This is a genomic window from Protofrankia sp. Cas8 (genome assembly GCF_963555845.1).
Taxonomy (GTDB): Bacteria; Actinomycetota; Actinomycetes; order Frankiales; family Frankiaceae; genus Protofrankia.
Genome location: NZ_CAUVXI010000105.1, coordinates 1 through 18,022 on the forward strand (window position 1 = coordinate 1; position 18,022 = coordinate 18,022).

The window sequence follows — 18,022 nt, forward strand, 5'->3', positions numbered from 1 at the left end:
ACTGTGCAGGCAGCGGACACGGCTACCGAATCCAGCCACCAGAAACGATCTTTCGAGCTTTGTGCGATCAACAAGGCCGTTTTCGGCGTACAAACCTCGAAAGATCGTCAGCATGCGACGAATCAACCCGGTCACAGCCCGCGGAACACACCCGCCAACCGACGCACCCACGATCCGCGGACGGAGACCTCGGCCGGGGCTGCGGGTTGGGACGGTGCGGCAAGTGGGGACCGTGCGGCGGGTTGGGACTGTGCGGCGGGTTGGGACGGTGCGGCGGGTTGGGACGGTGCGGCCCGAGGGCACCAGGCGAGTCGCCTCGGCGACTCCCAGGACAGCGATTACCGAAAGTCGGTGGTGTCGGCGAGGCTGGTCATCGACTATCGGTGGTGTGCCCGTCCCTCCGCAGAAGGTGCCGCAGCCTGGATCTTGGCCTGCCACGAAGTCCCTGGATCGCAGCACCGGACTTCCGTTTGTGGTCGGCCTTGACGACTCGGATACGCCGTACGACGTAGTCGACGCCCTCGCGCTGGCTCCGTTCACCACAGGTGAGCAACCATGGGCGCACAGCGCCCGGATCGACCGCCTGCGGTCGGGTGCATCATTGCTACCCGCCGGCGCGCAGGTGCTGCGCACGGTCGTGGAGGACTCACGTGACTCACGCCTTGCCGCAGGTGAGGGTTGGACGTTGCGTGCTGTGCGGTGGCGCGGGGGCGGCGGCGAGGTGACCGTGACGGCGGTCAGCGAGGAACTGGCACGCACGGTCCTCGACGGGGTGGTGCGCGAGGCGGTCGCCGAATCGGAAGCCGACAGCGCTGTCACGATGGGCTTCTGGTACATGTCCGCGCGACGCGGTCCGACCCGTACCGCCCGCGAGGCGGCCACGACATCATGGGCGTCGATCCGCCGCAACTACGCCAGCAGCGCGGTCGGCGCACTCGACAGGCTCATGACCGTGAGTCACGAGACGCTGGTCGGCCGACTGATCCTTTTGCACGGACCGGCCGGCACCGGAAAGACCACCGTGCTGCGGGCGTTGGCCCACGAGTGGCGGCGCTGGTGCCAGGTTGACTGCGTTCTGGACCCTGAGTCGCTGTTCGCCGATCCCGGCTACCTGATGGAAGTTGCGATCGGCTTCGACGACGACGGCGAGGATGAGACCGAGGCCAATGACCCGGACCACAGCGACCAGGACCATGGCGACCGGGATGACGGCGTCCAGGATGACGGTGGCGATGACGCGGACGGTCCCGGTCGACACATTCATGATCACGCAAGCGGTGAAAGCGGTGCGAGCAGTGCCGGTGACCGTGACATGGCGCAGGCCGGCAAAACGCGCGAGGTGCGCGAGACCCGCCGACGATGGCGGCTGCTGGTGATAGAGGACTGCGACGAACTGGTCCGCGGTGACCTCAGAGGCTCCTCGGGCCAGGCGTTGTCGCGGCTGCTCAACCTGACTGACGGCCTGGTCGGGCAGGGTCGCGACGTCCTGGTCGCACTGACCACCAACGATGATCTTACTCAGCTGCACCCGGCGATCGTGCGCCCGGGAAGGTGCCTGGCTCAGGTCGAGGTGGGACCGCTGTCCTACGACGAGGCCACCGCCTGGCTCGGCACCACCCAGAGCGTCGGGCCGACCATGACGTTGGCGGAACTGTTCGCGCTCCGCGACGGCCGCGCCCCGGTACAGACCACCAAGCCGGACGCCCATTCCGGCCCCTACCTGTAAGGGCCCCTATCGATAGTCCCATCGGTAGTCGCAGGGCCGGGCCGGCCGGCGGTCAGGCGGGTTGCAAGGAAGCGGCCCGGCGGGTCACTCCCCGGCCCTGAACTCGCTGATGCCGATCACATTCGACTGTGCGTGCACGCACCGGTAGATCATGGCCTTGTCCGCCGGGGAGGCGAACGTGATGTCGTAACGCAGCGGATACACGCGGCTGGCTTCGGTAGTGTTGTGATCACGTACCTCCTGGACGGCCTGGCCGGCGGTGGGGCACGCAGCGCGGACCGCCTCCTTCTGCGCGTCCGTGGCGGTGGCCGTGAAATAGACCACGGCCTCGATCCGAGGTGACGGTCCGGCGACCGCGACATACACGCCGAAGGCGGTCAGAGCGGCGAACGCCAACCCGCCGAGCACCACCCAGCGCCGGTGGCGTCGATCGGTGAGGGTCCGGCGCAGCCCCGCCGTCACCGACTCGGGCGGGCGTCGGACCCGTGCCGGTGGGGCGGTGTCCGCAACGTCGCTCACGGTCGGGAACCTTCCCTCGGACGAGATCTCACAGAGCGGCCTCACAGAGCGGCCTCACAGCGCCGTCTGACCGGGCCGTCTGACCGGGCCACCACCAGTACGGCGTGCCCCCAACCTAGCTGTTGCGGCGAGGCCTTAAGGTAAGCGGTCTTGCCCACGCGAACGCGAGGGATGTTCATCACACCCGACCTGTCCACACCGGCCAGGGACGACGTGATCATGGGGGGGTCCCAGCGGATCGCGAAGCGATCCGTGGAGTCCGTCTCCTCGCGTCGCCGCAGGCCCCAAGAAACCCCGGAGAGACCGTGCCCTCCCGTATCGAGGACTACGCGGTGATAGGCGACACACATTCGGCCGCGCTGGTCTCCAGGGACGGTTCGATTGACTGGCTGTGCCTACCGCGGTTCGACTCGACCGCATGTTTCGCCGCCCTGCTCGGCGACAACGACTCCGGCCACTGGAAGATCGCGCCGGTCGATCCCGTGCTCGCGGTGAGCCGCCGCTACCGGGGTGACACCCTCGTCCTGGAAACCGACATGACCACGGCGAACGGAACCGTGCGCATCGTCGACGCCATGTACCCGCGCTCAGGCGAGCACATCGTGCTGAGGCTGGTCGAGGGCGTCGAAGGCACCGTGCGGATGCGCAGCGAAACCCGCATCCGGTTCGACTACGGCTCGATCGTCCCCTGGGTGCGACGGCTGGACGATCACACGATGATCGCGGTCGCCGGGCCGGACGCGGTGACGTTGCGTACAACCGCGCCGATGGAGGGCCACGACATGGCCACCTTCGCGGAGTTCGCGGTGTCCGCCGGCCAGTCCGTGCCGTTCTCCCTGACCTGGTGTCCCTCACACCGTCGTGCACCCACCCAGATCGACGTCCGCCGGGCGATCGATCTCACCGAGTCGTGGTGGGCGGAGTGGATGGCCGGCTGCACCTACGACGGACAGTGGCAGGAGGCCGTCCGGCGGTCCCTGATCACCCTCAAGGCGCTGACGTACGCCCCCACCGGCGGCATCGTCGCGGCGGTCACCACATCCCTGCCGGAGATGATCGGTGGCGTCCGCAACTGGGACTACCGCTACTGCTGGTTGCGCGACGCCACCATCACCCTGCTCGCTCTGCTCGATGCCGGCTTCACCAGCGAGGCCACCGCGTGGCGGGAATGGCTGCTGCGCGCGGTGGCCGGTGACCCCTCCCGGGTCCAGATCATGTACGGGGTCGGCGGTGAACGCCGGCTCACCGAGTACGAAGTACCGTGGCTGCCCGGCTACGAGGGTTCGTCGCCCGTACGGGTCGGCAACGGCGCCGTCGAACAGTTCCAGCTCGACGTCTACGGCGAGGTACTGGACGCGCTGCATGTGGCCCGGATGGCGACCGAGGTGGACGGCCGCGACGACTCCTGGGCCCTGCAGTCCAAGCTGATGGACTTCCTGGAGACCGGATGGCGTAAGCCTGACGAGGGCATCTGGGAGGTCCGAGGGCCGCGGCGGGACTTCGTCCACTCCAAGGTCATGGCCTGGGTGGCGGCCGACCGGGCGATCAAGGGCATCACCGAGTCGGGCCTGCCCGGCCCGTTGGACCGCTGGACGGCGCTGCGAGCCGAGATCCACAACGAGGTCTGCATCCGGGGCTTCGACCCCGACCGCAACACCTTCACGCAGTTCTACGGCTCCACCGAGCTGGACGCCGCCCTGCTGTACATGCCGCTGGTCGGCTTCCTGCCCGCGACGGATCCGCGGGTCGTCGGCACGGTGAGCGCCATCGAACGCGAGCTCATGCAGGACGGCTTCGTACTGCGCTACCCGACCGCCGAGGACGGTGCCGTGGACGGGCTGCCCGCTGGTGAGGGCGCCTTCCTGGCCTGCACCTTCTGGCTCGCCGACAACTACGCGCTGTCGGGGCGGGTGCGCGAGGCCCAGGAGCTGTTCGAACGGCTGCTGGCCCTGCGTAACGACGTGGGGCTGCTGGCGGAAGAGTACGACCCGCGGCTGGGGCGCATGGTCGGCAACTTCCCGCAGGCGTTCAGTCATGTGCCGCTGGTCAACACCGCGCGGACGCTGACCGATGCGCTCCGGGGCATGCCGCGCTCCCGAACCGACCGGGCCTACCCACCCGGCCACTTCTTCGGGTAGGAGGTTCGTCGGGTAGGAGGTTCGTCGGGTAGAGGGCTGTTCGGGTAGGAGGCCGCTACCCGACGGCGTTCGAGGGGATCCACGCAGGGACGGGACCGACCGCCCGCCCACGTCCCCCGATACTGGGGGCAGGCCACACCAATGGTGGCAAACAACCAGAGGGGGCAGGACACGTGGCGGGTCGGGTCGCGGTCATCGGCGGTGGGATCGTGGGCTTGGCGGTGGCCCGACGGATCGGACAGATCGATCCGGGCGCCACCGTCACGGTCTTCGAGAAGGAACACGACGTCGCCCGGCATCAGACCGGGCACAACAGCGGGGTGGTCCACGCCGGGCTCTACTACCAGCCCGGCTCGCTGAAGGCGACACTGTGCCGACGCGGTGTCGCGCTGCTCAAGGAGTACTGCGCCGCCCACCGCATCCGCTACGACGAGTGCGGGAAGATCGTCGTAGCGGTTGACACCAGCGAGCTGGGCAGGCTCGCCGACATCGCCGACCGCGCCCACGCCAACGGCGTCCCGGACACGACCATGCTGGACCCGGCCGGCCTGCGCCGCTACGAACCGCATGCCCGTGGGGTGGCCGCGCTGTACTCCCCCACGACCGCGATCGTGGACTACCCGGCCGTGGCCCGGGCGCTGCGGGACGACATCCTGGACGCGGGCGGGTCGGTCCGTACAGGTGCCGAGGTCGTGTCGGTCGAGGAACGCGGCGACGGCGTTCGGCTGGGTCTGCGGATCCGGGGAACGGCCCGGGTGACCCCCAACGGCAGCCGCGCGACCACGTTGAAGGCCGGTGGCACGGTCACGGAGGTGACCGAGACGGCTGGGCCGTTCGACCTTCTCATCGCCTGCGCGGGGCTGCAGTCCGACCAGGTCGCGGCGTTCACCGGGGAAGATCCCTCACCGCAGATCATCCCATTTCGTGGCGACTACTGGCTGCTACGGCCGGAGCGTCGGGGGCTGGTGCGAGGGCTGATCTATCCGGTACCGGACCCGCGGTACCCGTTTCTCGGCATCCATCTGACCAAACGGGTGGACGGCGAGATCCTGGTCGGCCCGAACGCGGTTCTGGCGACTGCCAGGGAAGGATACACGGCCCTGACCGTCGCGGGATCGGACCTGCGCGCGACGCTTGCCTGGCCTGGCTTCCACAAGATGGCCCGCACGCACTGGAAGACCGGAGCACGTGAGATCCTGCGGACGGCCAGCCGGCGCGCGTTCGTCGCGCAGGCCCGCCGGTACGTCCCGCAGCTACAGGCCGCTGACGTCGTGCGGGGGCCGGCCGGCGTACGCGCGCAGGCGGTCGCCCGGGACGGCAGCCTGGTGGACGACTTCGTGTTGTCGATCCGTGGACGGATTGTGCACGTCCGCAACGCGCCATCACCGGGCGCAACCGCGTCTTTGGCCATCGCCGAGCACATCGTCAGTAAGGTCGTCGCGGAACCGGCCGCGTGAACGCGGAGCCACGCAGGCGTGACGCCGCAACCACGACCTGACCCTAAAACGGCGCCTATGAGCCATTGGTCTATCATGACATTCCTGGTCACGTTACGTGATCGGGGGGGCAGCCAGGACGTCGACCGGTTACCGAATGTAAAGTGGTGATGGAGCCAGATGTTCCCTGTTCGTGGCAGACGCCGACGATTGCACCGGCGCCGAACGACGATGGCGGCCGGCATCGCCGTCGTCGGCCTATTGTCCACGCTCGCGGCCTGTCAGGACCCGACGACCCCGACAACCCCGATCGGCAGCCGCAGCCCGGAGGCCACCGGCGCGCCCGCGACACCGGCCCCGGGCGTCCCGACAACGCCCGTGCCGCCGGCTCAACCCGGGGTCACCGCGCCCGACTTCGCCACGTTCGCGAAGTGGAGCAATCCCGCGACGTGGGGCGGCAAGGTCCCCGCCGCGGGTGACGTCGTCACCGTCGCGGCCGGCAAACAGATACTCGTCGATGTCGACCTGCCCAAGCTGGGGGGCTTGGTGGTCAGCGGCGACCTCGCGTTCGCGGACCGGCCGACGACCCTGCGCACGGCCTACGTCATGGTGCACGGACGGTTCTGGATGGGTAGCGAGAAGGCCCCGCTCACCAGCGCCATCAGGCTCATCCTCGACGGCCGCTCGACCGACAACACCATGGGTATGGGCGCGAACGTCCTGGGCTCGATGGGTGGCCGTATCGAGATCCACGGTCGGGATTCCGGGCAGACCTGGACAAAGCTGTCCCAGACGGCCAACGCCGGCGCCACGACCCTCGCGCTCATCGACCCCGTGTCGTGGCGTGCCGGTGATCTCATCGTCGTCGCATCCTCCGACCTCGACGTGAACCACAAGGAACGCGTCACGGTTTCCGGGGTTTCAGCGGACGGCAGGACGGTCACGATCAGCAAGCCGCTGATCCACAAGCACGCGTCGATCGTCACCACGCAGACCTCCGGCGGGCAGACCCGCTCGGTCGAGGAGCGGGCCGAAGTCGGCCTGCTGTCGCACAACATCGTGATCACCGGCCCCGATGACGCGGCGACGACGAAGTTCGGCGGCCACGTCATGATCATGTCCGGTGGCGCGCTGCGCATGTCGAACACCGAACTCATCCACATGGGTCAGCTCGGGGTGCTGGCCCGCTACCCGATCCACTGGCACTGGGCCGGCGACCAGAGCGCGTCGCTGGTGGACAGCATCAGCATCATCGACAGCTTCAACCGCATGGTCACCATCCACCGGACCAACAACGTGCATGTCAACGGGGTGGTGGCCGACGAGACCTACGGTGCCGGTTTCTTCCTCGAAGACCGCGTCGAGGAGGGCAACGTCCTCAGCAACAACCTGGTGATGGGCGTCCGGCAGGTCCCGGCGGGTAGCAAACCGCTACGCGCGTCCGACCAGATCCCGTCGGAATTCTGGATCACCGATCCGAACAACACGCTGAGCGGCAACTCCGCCGCCGGTGGTGACGGCGTGGGCATCTGGTACGACTTCGACATGAACGCGGTCGACGCCGGAAACGCCAGCGACGACGCGATCCACGACGCGGTCGACAAGCCGTTCGGTCTCAATCAGAACAGCACCGCCCACTCACACACCATCCACCCCTCCGATTTCCCGGCGGAGGGCGTGCCAGGTTCGGGAATCAGCGTGGAAGCCTACAACGGCGACTATGCCAAGCGTGGCACCATGATCAATCCGAACGTGTGGAAAAACGAGGGCTTCGGGCTGTGGATCGACGGCGCGCTCACGACCAACAATCCCACCGCCGCGAACAACAGCATTGCCCTCAACTGCCAGGACACCGCCGTCAACAACGGTCTGCTCATCGGCAACAACACCGCCAACAGCGGCAGTGAAACCGGGCACATCCAGGCGCTGATCCGCTTCTACCACGGCCAGTGCGACACGAACGGAACATGGCTCGCCAACTTCAAGCAGGGCGCCGGATCGGATCCCGGGCTTGCGGCCATCAGCGACATCGGCGCAAGCACGTGGGACGCCACCAACCGGGTGAAGAGCCTGAAGTTCTTCGGTGACGGCTACCGCACCCTGTTCGCCAGCAACAGCCCGTACTTCGAAGCCGCGGAGGCCGGTCACGCACACTGGTTCGCCGACCTCGACGGCTCGGTCAAGGGTGACGGCGTGCCGGCAATCATCGACAACAACTCCGCTCTGCTGCGGGCGCCGACAGACAAGACCATCTACAGCCGGGTGGGTCTGGACTACTTCCAGGGCGCGGACTTCGGTACCTGGAGCCCGCTCAACCGCGGCTTCATGCGCCTGCGCTTCGGCCTGGTCGAAGATCACTGGACGTGGAAGCGCGCCGACGGCGTCACCGCCTACAGCGGCACCGTCGGGGTGGTCGAAGGCCAGCGGTACCAGCTGGCTCCTCCGTCCGGTGGAGCGCTCAGCTCGCTCGACTTCGACATCCACGGCACTGATCCCGGCTTTGTCGACCTGGTCATCCCCTGGTCGGGCACGTCCGCGCCCAAGGCCAGCTTCAAGTTCTGGGGGCAGGACGTTGCGGTGAAGATGGCCTCGAGCGTCGCCGGCATCGGCCAGGACGGTCAGTACTTCGTCTCCGGTGGAAACCTCTATCTGCGTATCCAGGTCGGCGGGACGGGCGTGGCCTTCGGCAACGGCGGCGACCTGCGCAGTCTGGCCAACGCGGACCAGTACTGGACCATCGGGTAACTCCACGAGGCAGCCCGCCGGTCGCGCGCGTCATGAATCCGTGCGCGCGACCGGCAACGGCGACGGGGCGTCGCTGATCGCGGCCAGCAGGGGAAGAATGTGCGCACACACCGCGGTGGGGACACCGTGCTCGGCGCCGATCCGAACCACCGCGCCGATCAGGGCCTCATGTTCCAGGGGACGGCCCGCCAACCGGTCGTAAAGCATCGACGTACCCGACCCGGCGGGCTGATTGCGCAGCCGGTCGATGGTCACCTCCGCCAGGTCGGCGGGAACGGCCGCACCGTCGGCGTGGGCGACGGCGACCGCTTCGCGCATGATGCTCACCGCGAGCCGGCCCACATCCGCTCGACGCAACACCTCCAGGCGCCGGCCAGTCAGCGCGGTCAGCGAGTTCGCCGCGGTGTTGGCGGTCAGTTTCGTCCAGGCTGTGACGGCGAAGTCGTCCACCGGTCGCAGCAGCCCGGCACCGGGCAGGACCTCGGCGAAACGGTCGGCGAGAGCACCCGCCGGAACGTGCAGGAACCCGTAATTGTGGTGTTCGACCACGCCGGGCGCGACCGGCTCGGCGTTGATGTAGACGACCGTGGGGAGCACCCGGTCCACGGGGACCACCGCCGCGACCCGCTCGGCGTGGCGGACGCCGTTCTGGGCCACCACGACGATGGTGTCCGGACCGACCAGATGCCTCAACCACGCGAGCGCCGCCGCATTCTGATGGACCTTCGTCGCCAGCAGCACCCAGTCGACCGGGTCGGCCTGCTCGGGTCTGGTCCAGACTGGCAGTTCGGCGCGGAACACCCCGTCCGGGCCCCGGACCACCAGCTCGTCGAACCGTCGACGCGCGCAGAGCTGCACGTCGGCCCCTGCGACCGCCGCTCGGGCGGCGAAGAACCCGCCGACCGCACCCACGCCGACGACAGCCAGCCGTCCCGCCATCAGTGCAGTGTTGCAGCGCACCCGAGCCCGACGCGAGCGAACCGGTTGGGCCGGTGGCGTCATACACCGACGTTTCCATCTGCTGAAATAGCAGGCGTTGTCGATGCACCTGACCGGCCGAGGACGGCGTGACCATGCCACCTGACGCACCGCCGCCTGATCGCAAGGGCTTCGCCGTTGCCTCACACGGCGTGGTCATGGCCCGTGCGGCCGTCCTGTTCCGTGTCCTGATCGGCGTGCTGAGCCTCGCGCAGGTCGCGATCTGGTGGTCGTGGACCTGGGCACACCCGTGGACGCTCGCCGGTCCGCTCGCGGCCGCCGGCTGGACTGTGATCGTCGCGGTCCTCCTCGCCCGCAACGGCCTCGACCCACGCATCAGCTCCCTTGAGCTCGCGTTCGCCGGACCGCTGGCCTGCTTCGGCGCGCTGCTGGTCCCACCCGCGACCGTCGGAGACGCCTCCAACTGGGTCTACGTCACCGTGGGCGGGGTCACCGTGACGGCGGCGTGGTGCCTGCCGGTGCGGGCCGCCGTGCCAGCCGTCGCGAGCGTCGCGGCAGCCTACTGGGCCGGTGCGGCCATGGTGGGGCCGTCGGGTCCGGCCCCCGGCGTGCCGGTGCGCTCCGTGGTGCTGCTCGCGGTCATCACGACAGTCTGGGCGCTTGCCGTGCGCACCTGCCGCGCTCACGCAGCCGACGCCGACATCGACCTCGTCGCGGCGGTACGCCGGTACCGGATCGCCACGATCACCCAATCCCGGACGCAGGACCGCCGGGAACAGGAACGCATCGTTCACGACACGCTCGTCAACACCCTCACCGGAATCGCGATGAACAGCGCGCAACCCCTTGATCCGGTCACGCCTACGCCTACGGCGACGGCGCCGGTACCCACGGCCGATATCCGCAACCGCTGCGCGGATGACCTCGCCGTCCTGGAGACATTCCTCGCCCGGGGGGCATCCCGGGACGGCACGCCGGCAGCGGCAGCGGCGGCGCGGGCGGCGCTGGCCCACGACAGCGGCCGGCTCATCCGCACCGGCCACGAGACCGGGCTGGCCCGCGGCGTCGCCGTCTTCATCGTCTGCTGGCACGCGGCGATGGCGCTGCCCGCCGTCACCATGGCGCAGACCTACCGCTGGCCGCTGGTCTCGCTGGTGGTGTGGCTCGGGCTGGCCGCTCTTGCCGTCCGCACCGTCCCCGCCATGATCAGGCGAGGTCTGCGGGGACGGGAGTCCGCCGGCCTGCTGGGCGCTGCGGTGCTCGCGGAGCTTCTGGTCGGCCTGACCTGCCGTGGGTACAACGTGGTCGGTTTCGCCAACTGGGCACTGCTCGGCGCCGGTTGGCTACTGGTTGCGACGGCGGTGAGCCGTCCGACCCGCGAGGCCCTCCTCGGCGCCACCACGGTGACGGTTCTGGCCACCGTGCTCGCCCTGCGCGAGGTCGGCCCGGTGCCGCTTGCATTGGCGCGGCTGGTCGCGGTGACCTGGGGTCTGTGGGTGCCGGCGCTGGCGGTCACGGTGATCCGCCGCGCCATGGCCGCAGCCGGCCCGACCGTTGCGCGGACCGTGGCGACCGAGGCCGACCGCAGCGCGCTGGAGGTCGCCGCCGCAGCGGTCCGGGCCGACCGCGCCCGCCGGTGGGACATACTCGCGACCCGCACGCTGCCGCTGGTACGGGCGATCGCCGACGGCCTGCTCGACCCGGCCGACGAGGCCGTGCGCAGCCGCTGTGCCGCCCAGGCTGCGACGCTGCGCCGGATGCTGGCCGGAACGACCGCCACGGACCTCGAACATGTGATCGCCTCCGCCGAGCGCCGAGGCCTGCGGGTCGAGACGCAGCTGGCCGGAGACCTGCGTGACGTTCCGGCGCAGGCGCGCAGCGCGATTGCCCGAATAGTCGACGAGTCCCTCGCATCGGTCGCCACAGGTCGAGTTCTGCTCACCGTGCTCGGCGGGACCGACGAGGCACAGGTGTTCGTGTCCTTCCCCGCTCCCGTACAGGCCGTACAGGCCATTCCGATCATCGACCCGGGCTGTCATCTTGACGGCAATCAGGACGGCCACCTTGACGCGCTCGCGGACATGGTGGACGGCCGCGGTTCCCTGGAGCTGCGATGGAGCCGATGACGACACCCGCCGCCCGACCACGACCGATCACTGATCCACTCAGAAGGGACGCACATGCTTGAGAGGGTGAAGTGGTGGGCGCTGCCGGGCCCGGTGGCCCGTGCCCTTACGCCGCAGGTCGGATGATCACTGTCGCGGCCGTCGATGATCACCCCATCGTCCTGCACGGACTCGAGGGGTTACTCGCGGCGACGCCCGACTGCAGACTCGTGGCCAAAGCCGCCAGCATGGCGGAGCTCCTCGCGGGCCCGGGACGCCACGCCGACGTCGTCCTGCTCGATCTCGACCTCGGCGATGGCAGCACCGCGCCGGACAACATCCGATGTCTGGCCGACACCGGCCCCGCCGTGGTCGTCTTCAGCGCGACGGCCGCACCGACCGCGGTCCGCGAAGCCATCCGCGCCGGGGCCTACGGCTTCGTACCCAAGACCGAGACCGTCGACGACCTGGCGACGGCCATCCGGGCTGCGGCGGCCGGCTGCGGCTGGGTGTCGCCCCAGCTCGCCTTCGTCCTGTTGACCGACGACGCGCCCGATCGCCCGACGCTGTCCGCACAGGAACGCGAGGCGCTGCGGCTGTATGCGGGCGGAATGCCCATGAAGTTGGTCAGCAAACGCATGAACGTGGGCACCGAGACCGCCAAGCAGTACATCGAACGGGTCAGGATGAAATACCGCAAGGTCGGCCGGGACGCGACAACCAAGATCGACCTGTACCGCCGGGCGGTGGAAGACGGCTATCTGCAGCCCGACCACGCCGGATGACGCTAGGCGGCGTCCCCACCCTGCCCCCCGCTTCAGGGTGGAAACGCGCCGATCGGAGTCGCTCGGCGACCATCACACAGCCTGGCCCCGACCGCAGGTGGTGTCATGACCCCACAGCTCAGGACGCAGGACCCCCAAATGGGGGACGGGCACGGCGCGTTCCGAACCGGGCGAACAGCGAGCCACCGACGACAGCACAGCCGCCGAGGAGCGTGACCCACAGACCCGGCCCGATGTCGACCGAGATACCCAGGGCGATCCCATCGGGTCGGGAGCCACGCAGGAGCTGGAGCATGTCGACGATCGCCATCAGAACGATCATCGTGCCGGCGACCGCGGAGATGATCCATTCCCAGCCGGTCCGGGCACGGCCGATCAGCACCGCGCCCAGGACGGCGGACAGGACACCGAGCACCAGCGTCGTCCCGCCGTACTGGTCGGCGTCGGTGCCCCTGACCGGAATCGACGCCAACCCGAAGGCGCTGACGGTCGCCCATGTCATGACCGCACCGACGGCGCTGAGGACCCCGGCTGCGAGCACCAGCAGCCCGCCGACCGTCCGGCTCAACCCCGGCCGGGGGCTCGCGGCCATCCTCGTGGCGCCGCCGGCTTCCTGCAGGTGAATCGCGAGCGGCGCGCCCCACAGGTGACGTTCCCGGCCGCCAGCCACCTCGTCCACGGCATCTGTACCGGCGGGGCCCTGCGGGCCGCCGGCGGGGCCTTGCGGGCCGGCAGGGCCCTGCGGTGGCGTGGCGCCGTCGTACGACCGGGCCCAACGCGGATCAGCCGTGCGGGCCATTGCCGCGCGCCGCTCCGCTCGCCACTGCTGGTCGGGTCCGACGTCCGCACCGGTCGGTCGCGATCGGGGGCCGGCATCGGTCGTGCCCCCGCCGGCCGAGCGCTCGGCCGGCGGGGGCACCCATGGACTGCGATCCTGGTCGGACACGCCATCCTCCCCGTACGGTTACCTGCCTACCTTGGGCCTATCACGGGGCCGGGTGCCCACGCCGCAACCGCACGCTCCCGGCAAGCGCGACCAGACCGGCGACCAGGGTCAGGACGAGTCCGGACTCGGGAACCACGCTTATCTGATCGGCTGAAAGGCCGCGGAAGGACGACAACGACGGCGGTCCCGCGACGATGTCCATCGTGGACAGCACCGTGACCCCGGCCGCGAGCACCCGCACGACCAGCCCATCCGCCGCTCCCGTTGGGCGCCCGAGCACGCGCGCGAAACCGATCACCACCAGCAGCGCACCGGCAACCATTGTCACACGACCGTCGCCAACCGTCAGGCCCGAAAACGTGCGGGTCTCCGCCCCGCTGCTCAGGATGCTCCACGGCAACACCGCGCCAGCCCCGGCAGCCACACCAGCGGCGCAGACGACGAGACCGGCAAGCCGCCCGGCCCCTGCGGGTTGGGGCTGCGCGGACCGACCCGCACCGGCGCCGCCACGCTCGAGGTCGGGGACATGTTCGGCAACCGCGCCTTCGAGCGGGGCATCCTGCGCCACGCTCTGCGGGGCGCTCTGCGGGGCGACGGGCCGCTGGGTAACGCCACGTTCGCGAGCGTGAACCTGCCCGGATATCCCTCCCGGTGCCTGGGATCCCATGTCAGGCAGGTGGCCGGCCCGTGGGTCGAGGCTCGATTCCGGTTCGGCTGTCGCCCACTCCCGTGCGCCGGCTGGCCCGGCAGCGGCGTGTTTGGGGTTCCCGGGTGCGCGAAAAGAACCATGAGGGCGCCCTTGTCGGCCGCCGCCGGGATCGGCCGGCTCGTCGGTACGCCCGTGGTACCCGAACTCCGGCTCGGCGTTCGGGTACGCCGGCCGAGAACCGATCACGCCCCGCGGAGCCTCGCTCGGATCGACAGCCGGGACGGATGGGATAGCTGGGGCGGATGGGATAGCTGGGGCAGGCGCAGCGTCGAAGTCCCGATGCGCAGGGAAGGGGTACTGCGGCTCGCGCCCCCGGGTCTGGCGCGGCGTGTCCAGCGGGTCCGGCGCGGCCACGGGTGGCCACGGCATGCCTGGTGGCGGCTGTGGTTGCCGATACCGGGGACGCTCACCCGGACCCCCGTGCGGTCCCACCGCCGGCGATCGCGCCGGTACGGGCCCGTGCGGCCGGGACTGGGGTTGGCTCGGCGGCACAGACGGCTGTGCTCCGGCCTGCGGGTGAGGTGCGGCCTGCGGGTGAGGCGCGGCCTGCCGCTGCGGTCCGGCCTGCGGGTGGGGCGCGGCCTGCGGGTGGGGCGCGGGCATCCGGGATGGCGGTTTGGCGGGCTCAGATCCCGCCTCCGGCGCCGGTGACCGTGCCTGCTGCGGGGAGATCCGCACAGCGGGACGTTCCGGGGAACGAAGTTGCGCCGCCGCGGGCGACCCGCCGCCGGAGGGTTTGGCCGGCCCGGGCGCCGCGCCATCCGATCGACGATCACCTGATACATGATCATCCTGCCTACGATCAACCGCCCGGCGCCCGATCGGTTCCGGGGGTTGGGGCCGCCGATGTTCAGCCTGGCGAGTGTCGACCTGCGGCGGTACCGCGCGCGGCGCTACCGGCGCTACCGGCGCTACCGGCGCGGGTCCAGGTGTCGGACCCGGCGCCGCCGGTCGCACGGGCGCCGGAGTGGCGTTCGGACGGCTGCCCGTGCCGCTTGCGCCCTTCGCGCCGTCAGCATCGGCACGGTCAGGTTCAGGCTGGGAGGTCTGGCCGATCTCCGACCCAGGCCGGGATGGCCCACCGGCACGTTGACCGGTTGACGCCGCCGTCGCACTGGTCGTCGCCTGAGGCGGTTGGGACGCAACCTGGCGCCGGGCCGGCGGCGCCTGGCCGCCGGCGGCGGGACGCGCGTGGGGCGACCCGACCGCACCCCGCGTAGCCGACGACCCAGCGGCACCCGATGAAGCCGGGCTCCCCGGAGACGAGCGATGTGCCCCGGACTGTCCACGCGGGTCTGGCGCGCCTGCCCGGCGAGGCCCGGGCGTCTCGCTCGACTGGGCCGGCTCATCCGCGGGACGCACCGATGGACTCTGCGGGCGCATCGCCCGGGACGGGGTCTGCGCCGGCGACGCCCCGGCCTCCCCGCCGGCATCGTCGTCCCGGTCTGTTTCGCGAGGCCGCCGTGCCGGCTGTTCGGTCATTGCACACGCTCCCGGGTCAGCTGGGCCGGGTCGGGGTCCGGCGAGTGGCCCAGGGACATAGTGGTCGACGCCGGAAACTGCCCGCAAACTGCCACAGCCCCGATCCGGCTGTGCCATGCGTTCGCCTGGCCAGCGCGTGCGCCCTGACCAGCCAGTGTGCCTGGACGGAACGGACAGAGCGCAGGTGTCCGCCCGACCCGGGCCCCCCATCATCGTGCCGCAGACACTACGGGCTGGTCCGCACCTCCGCGGATCGCGGCCAACCCCAGAGCGCTGCGGCGCCGACCACTATGGCTAGACTTCCTCCCCGATACGGTGCACCCGGATGGTGTTGGTCATCCCGGCCACACCCGGCGGTGTCCCCGCGACGACGACAACCAGCTCACCGGGCCGACAACGCTCCAGCTGCACCAGTGCGTTGTCGACCTGCCGGACCATCTCGTCGGTGCTGTGCGCGAACGGGACCAGGAAGGTCTCGACGCCCCACAGCAGCGCCAGCTGGCTGCGGACGGCCGGCACCGGCGTGAAGGCCAACAGCGGGATGGGGCTGCGGTACCGCGCGAGACGGCGCGCTGTGTCCCCGCTCTGGGTGAACGCGACGAGGTAGCGGGCACCCATGGCTCCGCCGACGTTCGCGGCGGCCTCGGCCAGCGCCCCGCCGACCGTGCGTGGGCGGGTCCGCAGCGGCGGAATCCGAGAAAGATCAACCTCGACCGTCTCGATGATCCGTGCCATCGTGGAGACTGCCTCAATGGGGTAGTCACCGACGCTGGTCTCCGCCGACAGCATGATCGCGTCGGCACCGTCGAGGACGGCATTGGCGCAGTCGCTGGCCTCGGCACGGGTGGGCCGGGGGGCGTGGACCATCGACTCCAGCACCTGGGTGGCCACGATCACCGGCTTCGCACGCTCGCGCGCCCATGACACGGCGCGTTTCTGGACCAGCGGCACGACCTGCAACGGCATTTCCACGCCGAGGTCACCACGGGCGATCATCAGGCCGTCGAACGCTTCGACGATCTCCTCGAGCTGGTCGACTGCCTGCGGCTTCTCAATCTTGGCGAGGACGGGGAGGCGCACGCCGACCTCGTCCATCACCGCTCGAACCTTTTCGATGTCGGCGGCCGACCGGACAAACGACAGAGCGATCATGTCGGCAGGCAGACCGAGCCCGAAGCGGAGGTCCTCGGTGTCCTTGTCGGTCAACGCGGGCACCCCGAGGGCTGCGCCCGGGATGTTCATCCCCTTGTGATCGCTGACCGGACCACCGATGGAGACCGTGGTGTGGACGTCGGTGCCGACCACGTCGGTGACGTCAAGCACCAGCCGGCCGTCGTCGACGAGGATGTGGTCACCCTTGGTGACGTCGGCGGTCAGCCCTGAGAACGTCGTTCCAACCCGATGCTGATCACCGACGACGTCATCAGTGGTAATCGTGAACTGTTGGCCGGGCAGCAGGGTGACCTGCCCGGACCCGAACTTCCCTAGCCTGATCTTCGGCCCCTGAAGATCGACAAGGATGCCGACACTGCGTCCGGCAGCGTCAGCAGCGGCGCGGATGCGCAGGTAGGTCTCGGCATGTTGGTCGTGGGAGCCATGGGAGAGGTTGAGACGGGCGATGTCCATACCGGCTTCGACCAGCGCCCGGATCATGTCTGGTGAGCTGGTGGCAGGACCGAGTGTACACACAATTTTCGCGCGACGAGACACGGGATAAGCCTAGGAAATGATGCCGGGGGCTTGGACACCGCCCCCACTATCGACTGAACGACACCCGGAACCTTTTACGTCTACAGGAAATAGGACCCAGCCGCGCCACAAGCTGCGGTACGTGGTGCGACGGCGTACGGTCGACGTGTCCGCACCGCTGCGCAGCGCGTGGATACCGAACCGGACCAGGGCGTCGGCAAGGGAGCCGAGCGATCCCTACGAAGAGCTCTCCAATGGGTGCACAGGCCGGCAGGTCCAGGTAACTTCCCAGGTCACGGTGGGCAGACAGATGAGCGAAAACCCGGCGATCCACCGCCATCCATCCGGCGATGTGGACATCGCCCTCCCGCATGACGACCCCGACGCGACCGCGGTGAACGGTGACGACAGCTCGGATGAGCCGCTTCCCGACAGCGGAAGGGGACGCCCGGCGTAGGCACGCCGGCGATCCGCGCGTCGACCACGTGACGCCGTTGGTCCCGGGGCAACGGCCCGGACAACACCTGTGAAATGACCCGGATGGTCCGCGGGTGAAATCAGGCACACATGTGTGAAAACACCGCCCGACGTGACCGACGCTGCCCGGGCGCGGTTCAGCCGACGGCCGCGGTTTCCTGTTCGCCGCGATTGCCGGCGGTCGGGCCCTCGACCGCCGGCGCTGGAGCCTGGCCTTCGAACTGAGTGCGGTACAGCTCCGCGTACAGGCCGCCGCTGGCCAGCAGCTGGGAGTGCCGCCCGCTCTCGACTACCCGTCCACCGTCGATCACTAGAATCCGGTCGGC

At 69.8% G+C, this 18,022-nt stretch carries 13 protein-coding genes; 7 read left to right on the top strand and 6 right to left on the bottom strand.

Going from position 1 to position 18,022, the window contains the following annotated elements; all coding sequences use genetic code 11:
• The first annotated feature begins 388 nt into the window (after positions 1–388).
• Positions 389–1,726: a DUF5925 domain-containing protein gene (locus U9977_RS15720; protein WP_416210644.1), complete on the top strand. Its 1,338-nt coding sequence runs from the start codon at positions 389–391 to the stop codon at positions 1,724–1,726.
• Between the two features lie 84 nt (positions 1,727–1,810).
• Here U9977_RS15720 and U9977_RS15725 read toward each other — a convergent pair whose 3' ends face one another.
• Positions 1,811–2,245 carry a hypothetical protein gene (locus U9977_RS15725; RefSeq protein WP_322750013.1) on the bottom strand — a complete coding sequence of 145 codons (435 nt, stop codon included), beginning with the start codon at positions 2,243–2,245 and terminating at the stop codon, positions 1,811–1,813.
• A gap of 305 nt (positions 2,246–2,550) precedes the next feature.
• Here U9977_RS15725 and U9977_RS15730 point away from each other — a divergent pair, with 305 nt between their 5' ends.
• The 3 genes from U9977_RS15730 (at position 2,551) to U9977_RS15740 (ending at position 8,564) form a co-directional block, all read left to right on the top strand.
• The gene (locus U9977_RS15730; protein WP_322750014.1) at positions 2,551–4,383 is read left to right on the top strand and encodes a glycoside hydrolase family 15 protein; all 1,833 of its coding nucleotides are present in this window, start codon (positions 2,551–2,553) and stop codon (positions 4,381–4,383) included.
• 173 nt (positions 4,384–4,556) lie between these two features.
• Complete coding sequence (locus U9977_RS15735; protein WP_322750015.1) at positions 4,557–5,840, top strand: L-2-hydroxyglutarate oxidase; 1,284 nt, start codon at positions 4,557–4,559, stop codon at positions 5,838–5,840.
• A 210-nt stretch (positions 5,841–6,050) separates the two neighbouring features.
• Positions 6,051–8,564, top strand: a complete 2,514-nt coding sequence (locus U9977_RS15740; RefSeq protein WP_322750016.1) for a G8 domain-containing protein — start codon at positions 6,051–6,053, stop codon at positions 8,562–8,564.
• 30 nt (positions 8,565–8,594) lie between these two features.
• Here the strand turns inward: U9977_RS15740 and U9977_RS15745 are convergent, their stop codons facing one another.
• Positions 8,595–9,503 carry a 2-dehydropantoate 2-reductase gene (locus U9977_RS15745; RefSeq protein WP_322750017.1) on the bottom strand — a complete coding sequence of 303 codons (909 nt, stop codon included), beginning with the start codon at positions 9,501–9,503 and terminating at the stop codon, positions 8,595–8,597.
• Positions 9,504–9,631: 128 nt separating this feature from the next.
• Here U9977_RS15745 and U9977_RS15750 point away from each other — a divergent pair, with 128 nt between their 5' ends.
• Together U9977_RS15750 and U9977_RS15755 are read left to right on the top strand one after the other, a co-directional pair.
• Entirely contained in the window at positions 9,632–11,629 is a 1,998-nt protein-coding gene (locus U9977_RS15750) for a hypothetical protein (protein ID WP_322750018.1), read from the top strand.
• Between the two features lie 122 nt (positions 11,630–11,751).
• Positions 11,752–12,393 (top strand): response regulator transcription factor, encoded by a 642-nt coding sequence (locus tag U9977_RS15755; protein ID WP_322750019.1) that lies wholly within the window; start codon positions 11,752–11,754, stop codon positions 12,391–12,393.
• 118 nt (positions 12,394–12,511) lie between these two features.
• Here U9977_RS15755 and U9977_RS15760 read toward each other — a convergent pair whose 3' ends face one another.
• The 3 genes from U9977_RS15760 to pyk all read right to left on the bottom strand — a co-directional run bounded on the left by U9977_RS15760 (position 12,512) and on the right by pyk (position 17,240).
• Complete coding sequence (locus U9977_RS15760) at positions 12,512–13,339, bottom strand: hypothetical protein (protein ID WP_322750020.1); 828 nt, start codon at positions 13,337–13,339, stop codon at positions 12,512–12,514.
• A gap of 40 nt (positions 13,340–13,379) precedes the next feature.
• Complete coding sequence (locus U9977_RS15765; protein WP_322750021.1) at positions 13,380–14,234, bottom strand: hypothetical protein; 855 nt, start codon at positions 14,232–14,234, stop codon at positions 13,380–13,382.
• A 1,590-nt stretch (positions 14,235–15,824) separates the two neighbouring features.
• Positions 15,825–17,240, bottom strand: coding sequence for a pyruvate kinase (gene pyk, locus U9977_RS15770; protein WP_322750022.1), 1,416 nt, complete (start codon positions 17,238–17,240; stop codon positions 15,825–15,827).
• Positions 17,241–17,529: 289 nt separating this feature from the next.
• Here pyk and U9977_RS15775 point away from each other — a divergent pair, with 289 nt between their 5' ends.
• Positions 17,530–17,676, top strand: a complete 147-nt coding sequence (locus tag U9977_RS15775; RefSeq protein ID WP_322750023.1) for a hypothetical protein — start codon at positions 17,530–17,532, stop codon at positions 17,674–17,676.
• Positions 17,677–17,833: 157 nt separating this feature from the next.
• On the opposite strand, the gene U9977_RS15780 is transcribed toward U9977_RS15775, so the two are convergent.
• Positions 17,834–18,022: hypothetical protein (locus tag U9977_RS15780; RefSeq protein WP_322750024.1), on the bottom strand; the 189-nt coding region annotated here is incomplete at its 5' end.

Bases quoted from the DNA above. Each gene is read 5' to 3' on its own strand.
- U9977_RS15740 (WP_322750016.1), top strand. From the start codon at position 6,051: ATGGCGGCCGGCATCGCCGTCGTCGGCCTATTGTCCACGCTCGCGGCC.
- U9977_RS15775 (WP_322750023.1), top strand. From the start codon at position 17,530: ATGAGCGAAAACCCGGCGATCCACCGCCATCCATCCGGCGATGTGGAC.
- U9977_RS15755 (WP_322750019.1), top strand. From the start codon at position 11,752: ATGATCACTGTCGCGGCCGTCGATGATCACCCCATCGTCCTGCACGGA.
- U9977_RS15745 (WP_322750017.1), bottom strand. From the start codon at position 9,503: ATGGCGGGACGGCTGGCTGTCGTCGGCGTGGGTGCGGTCGGCGGGTTC.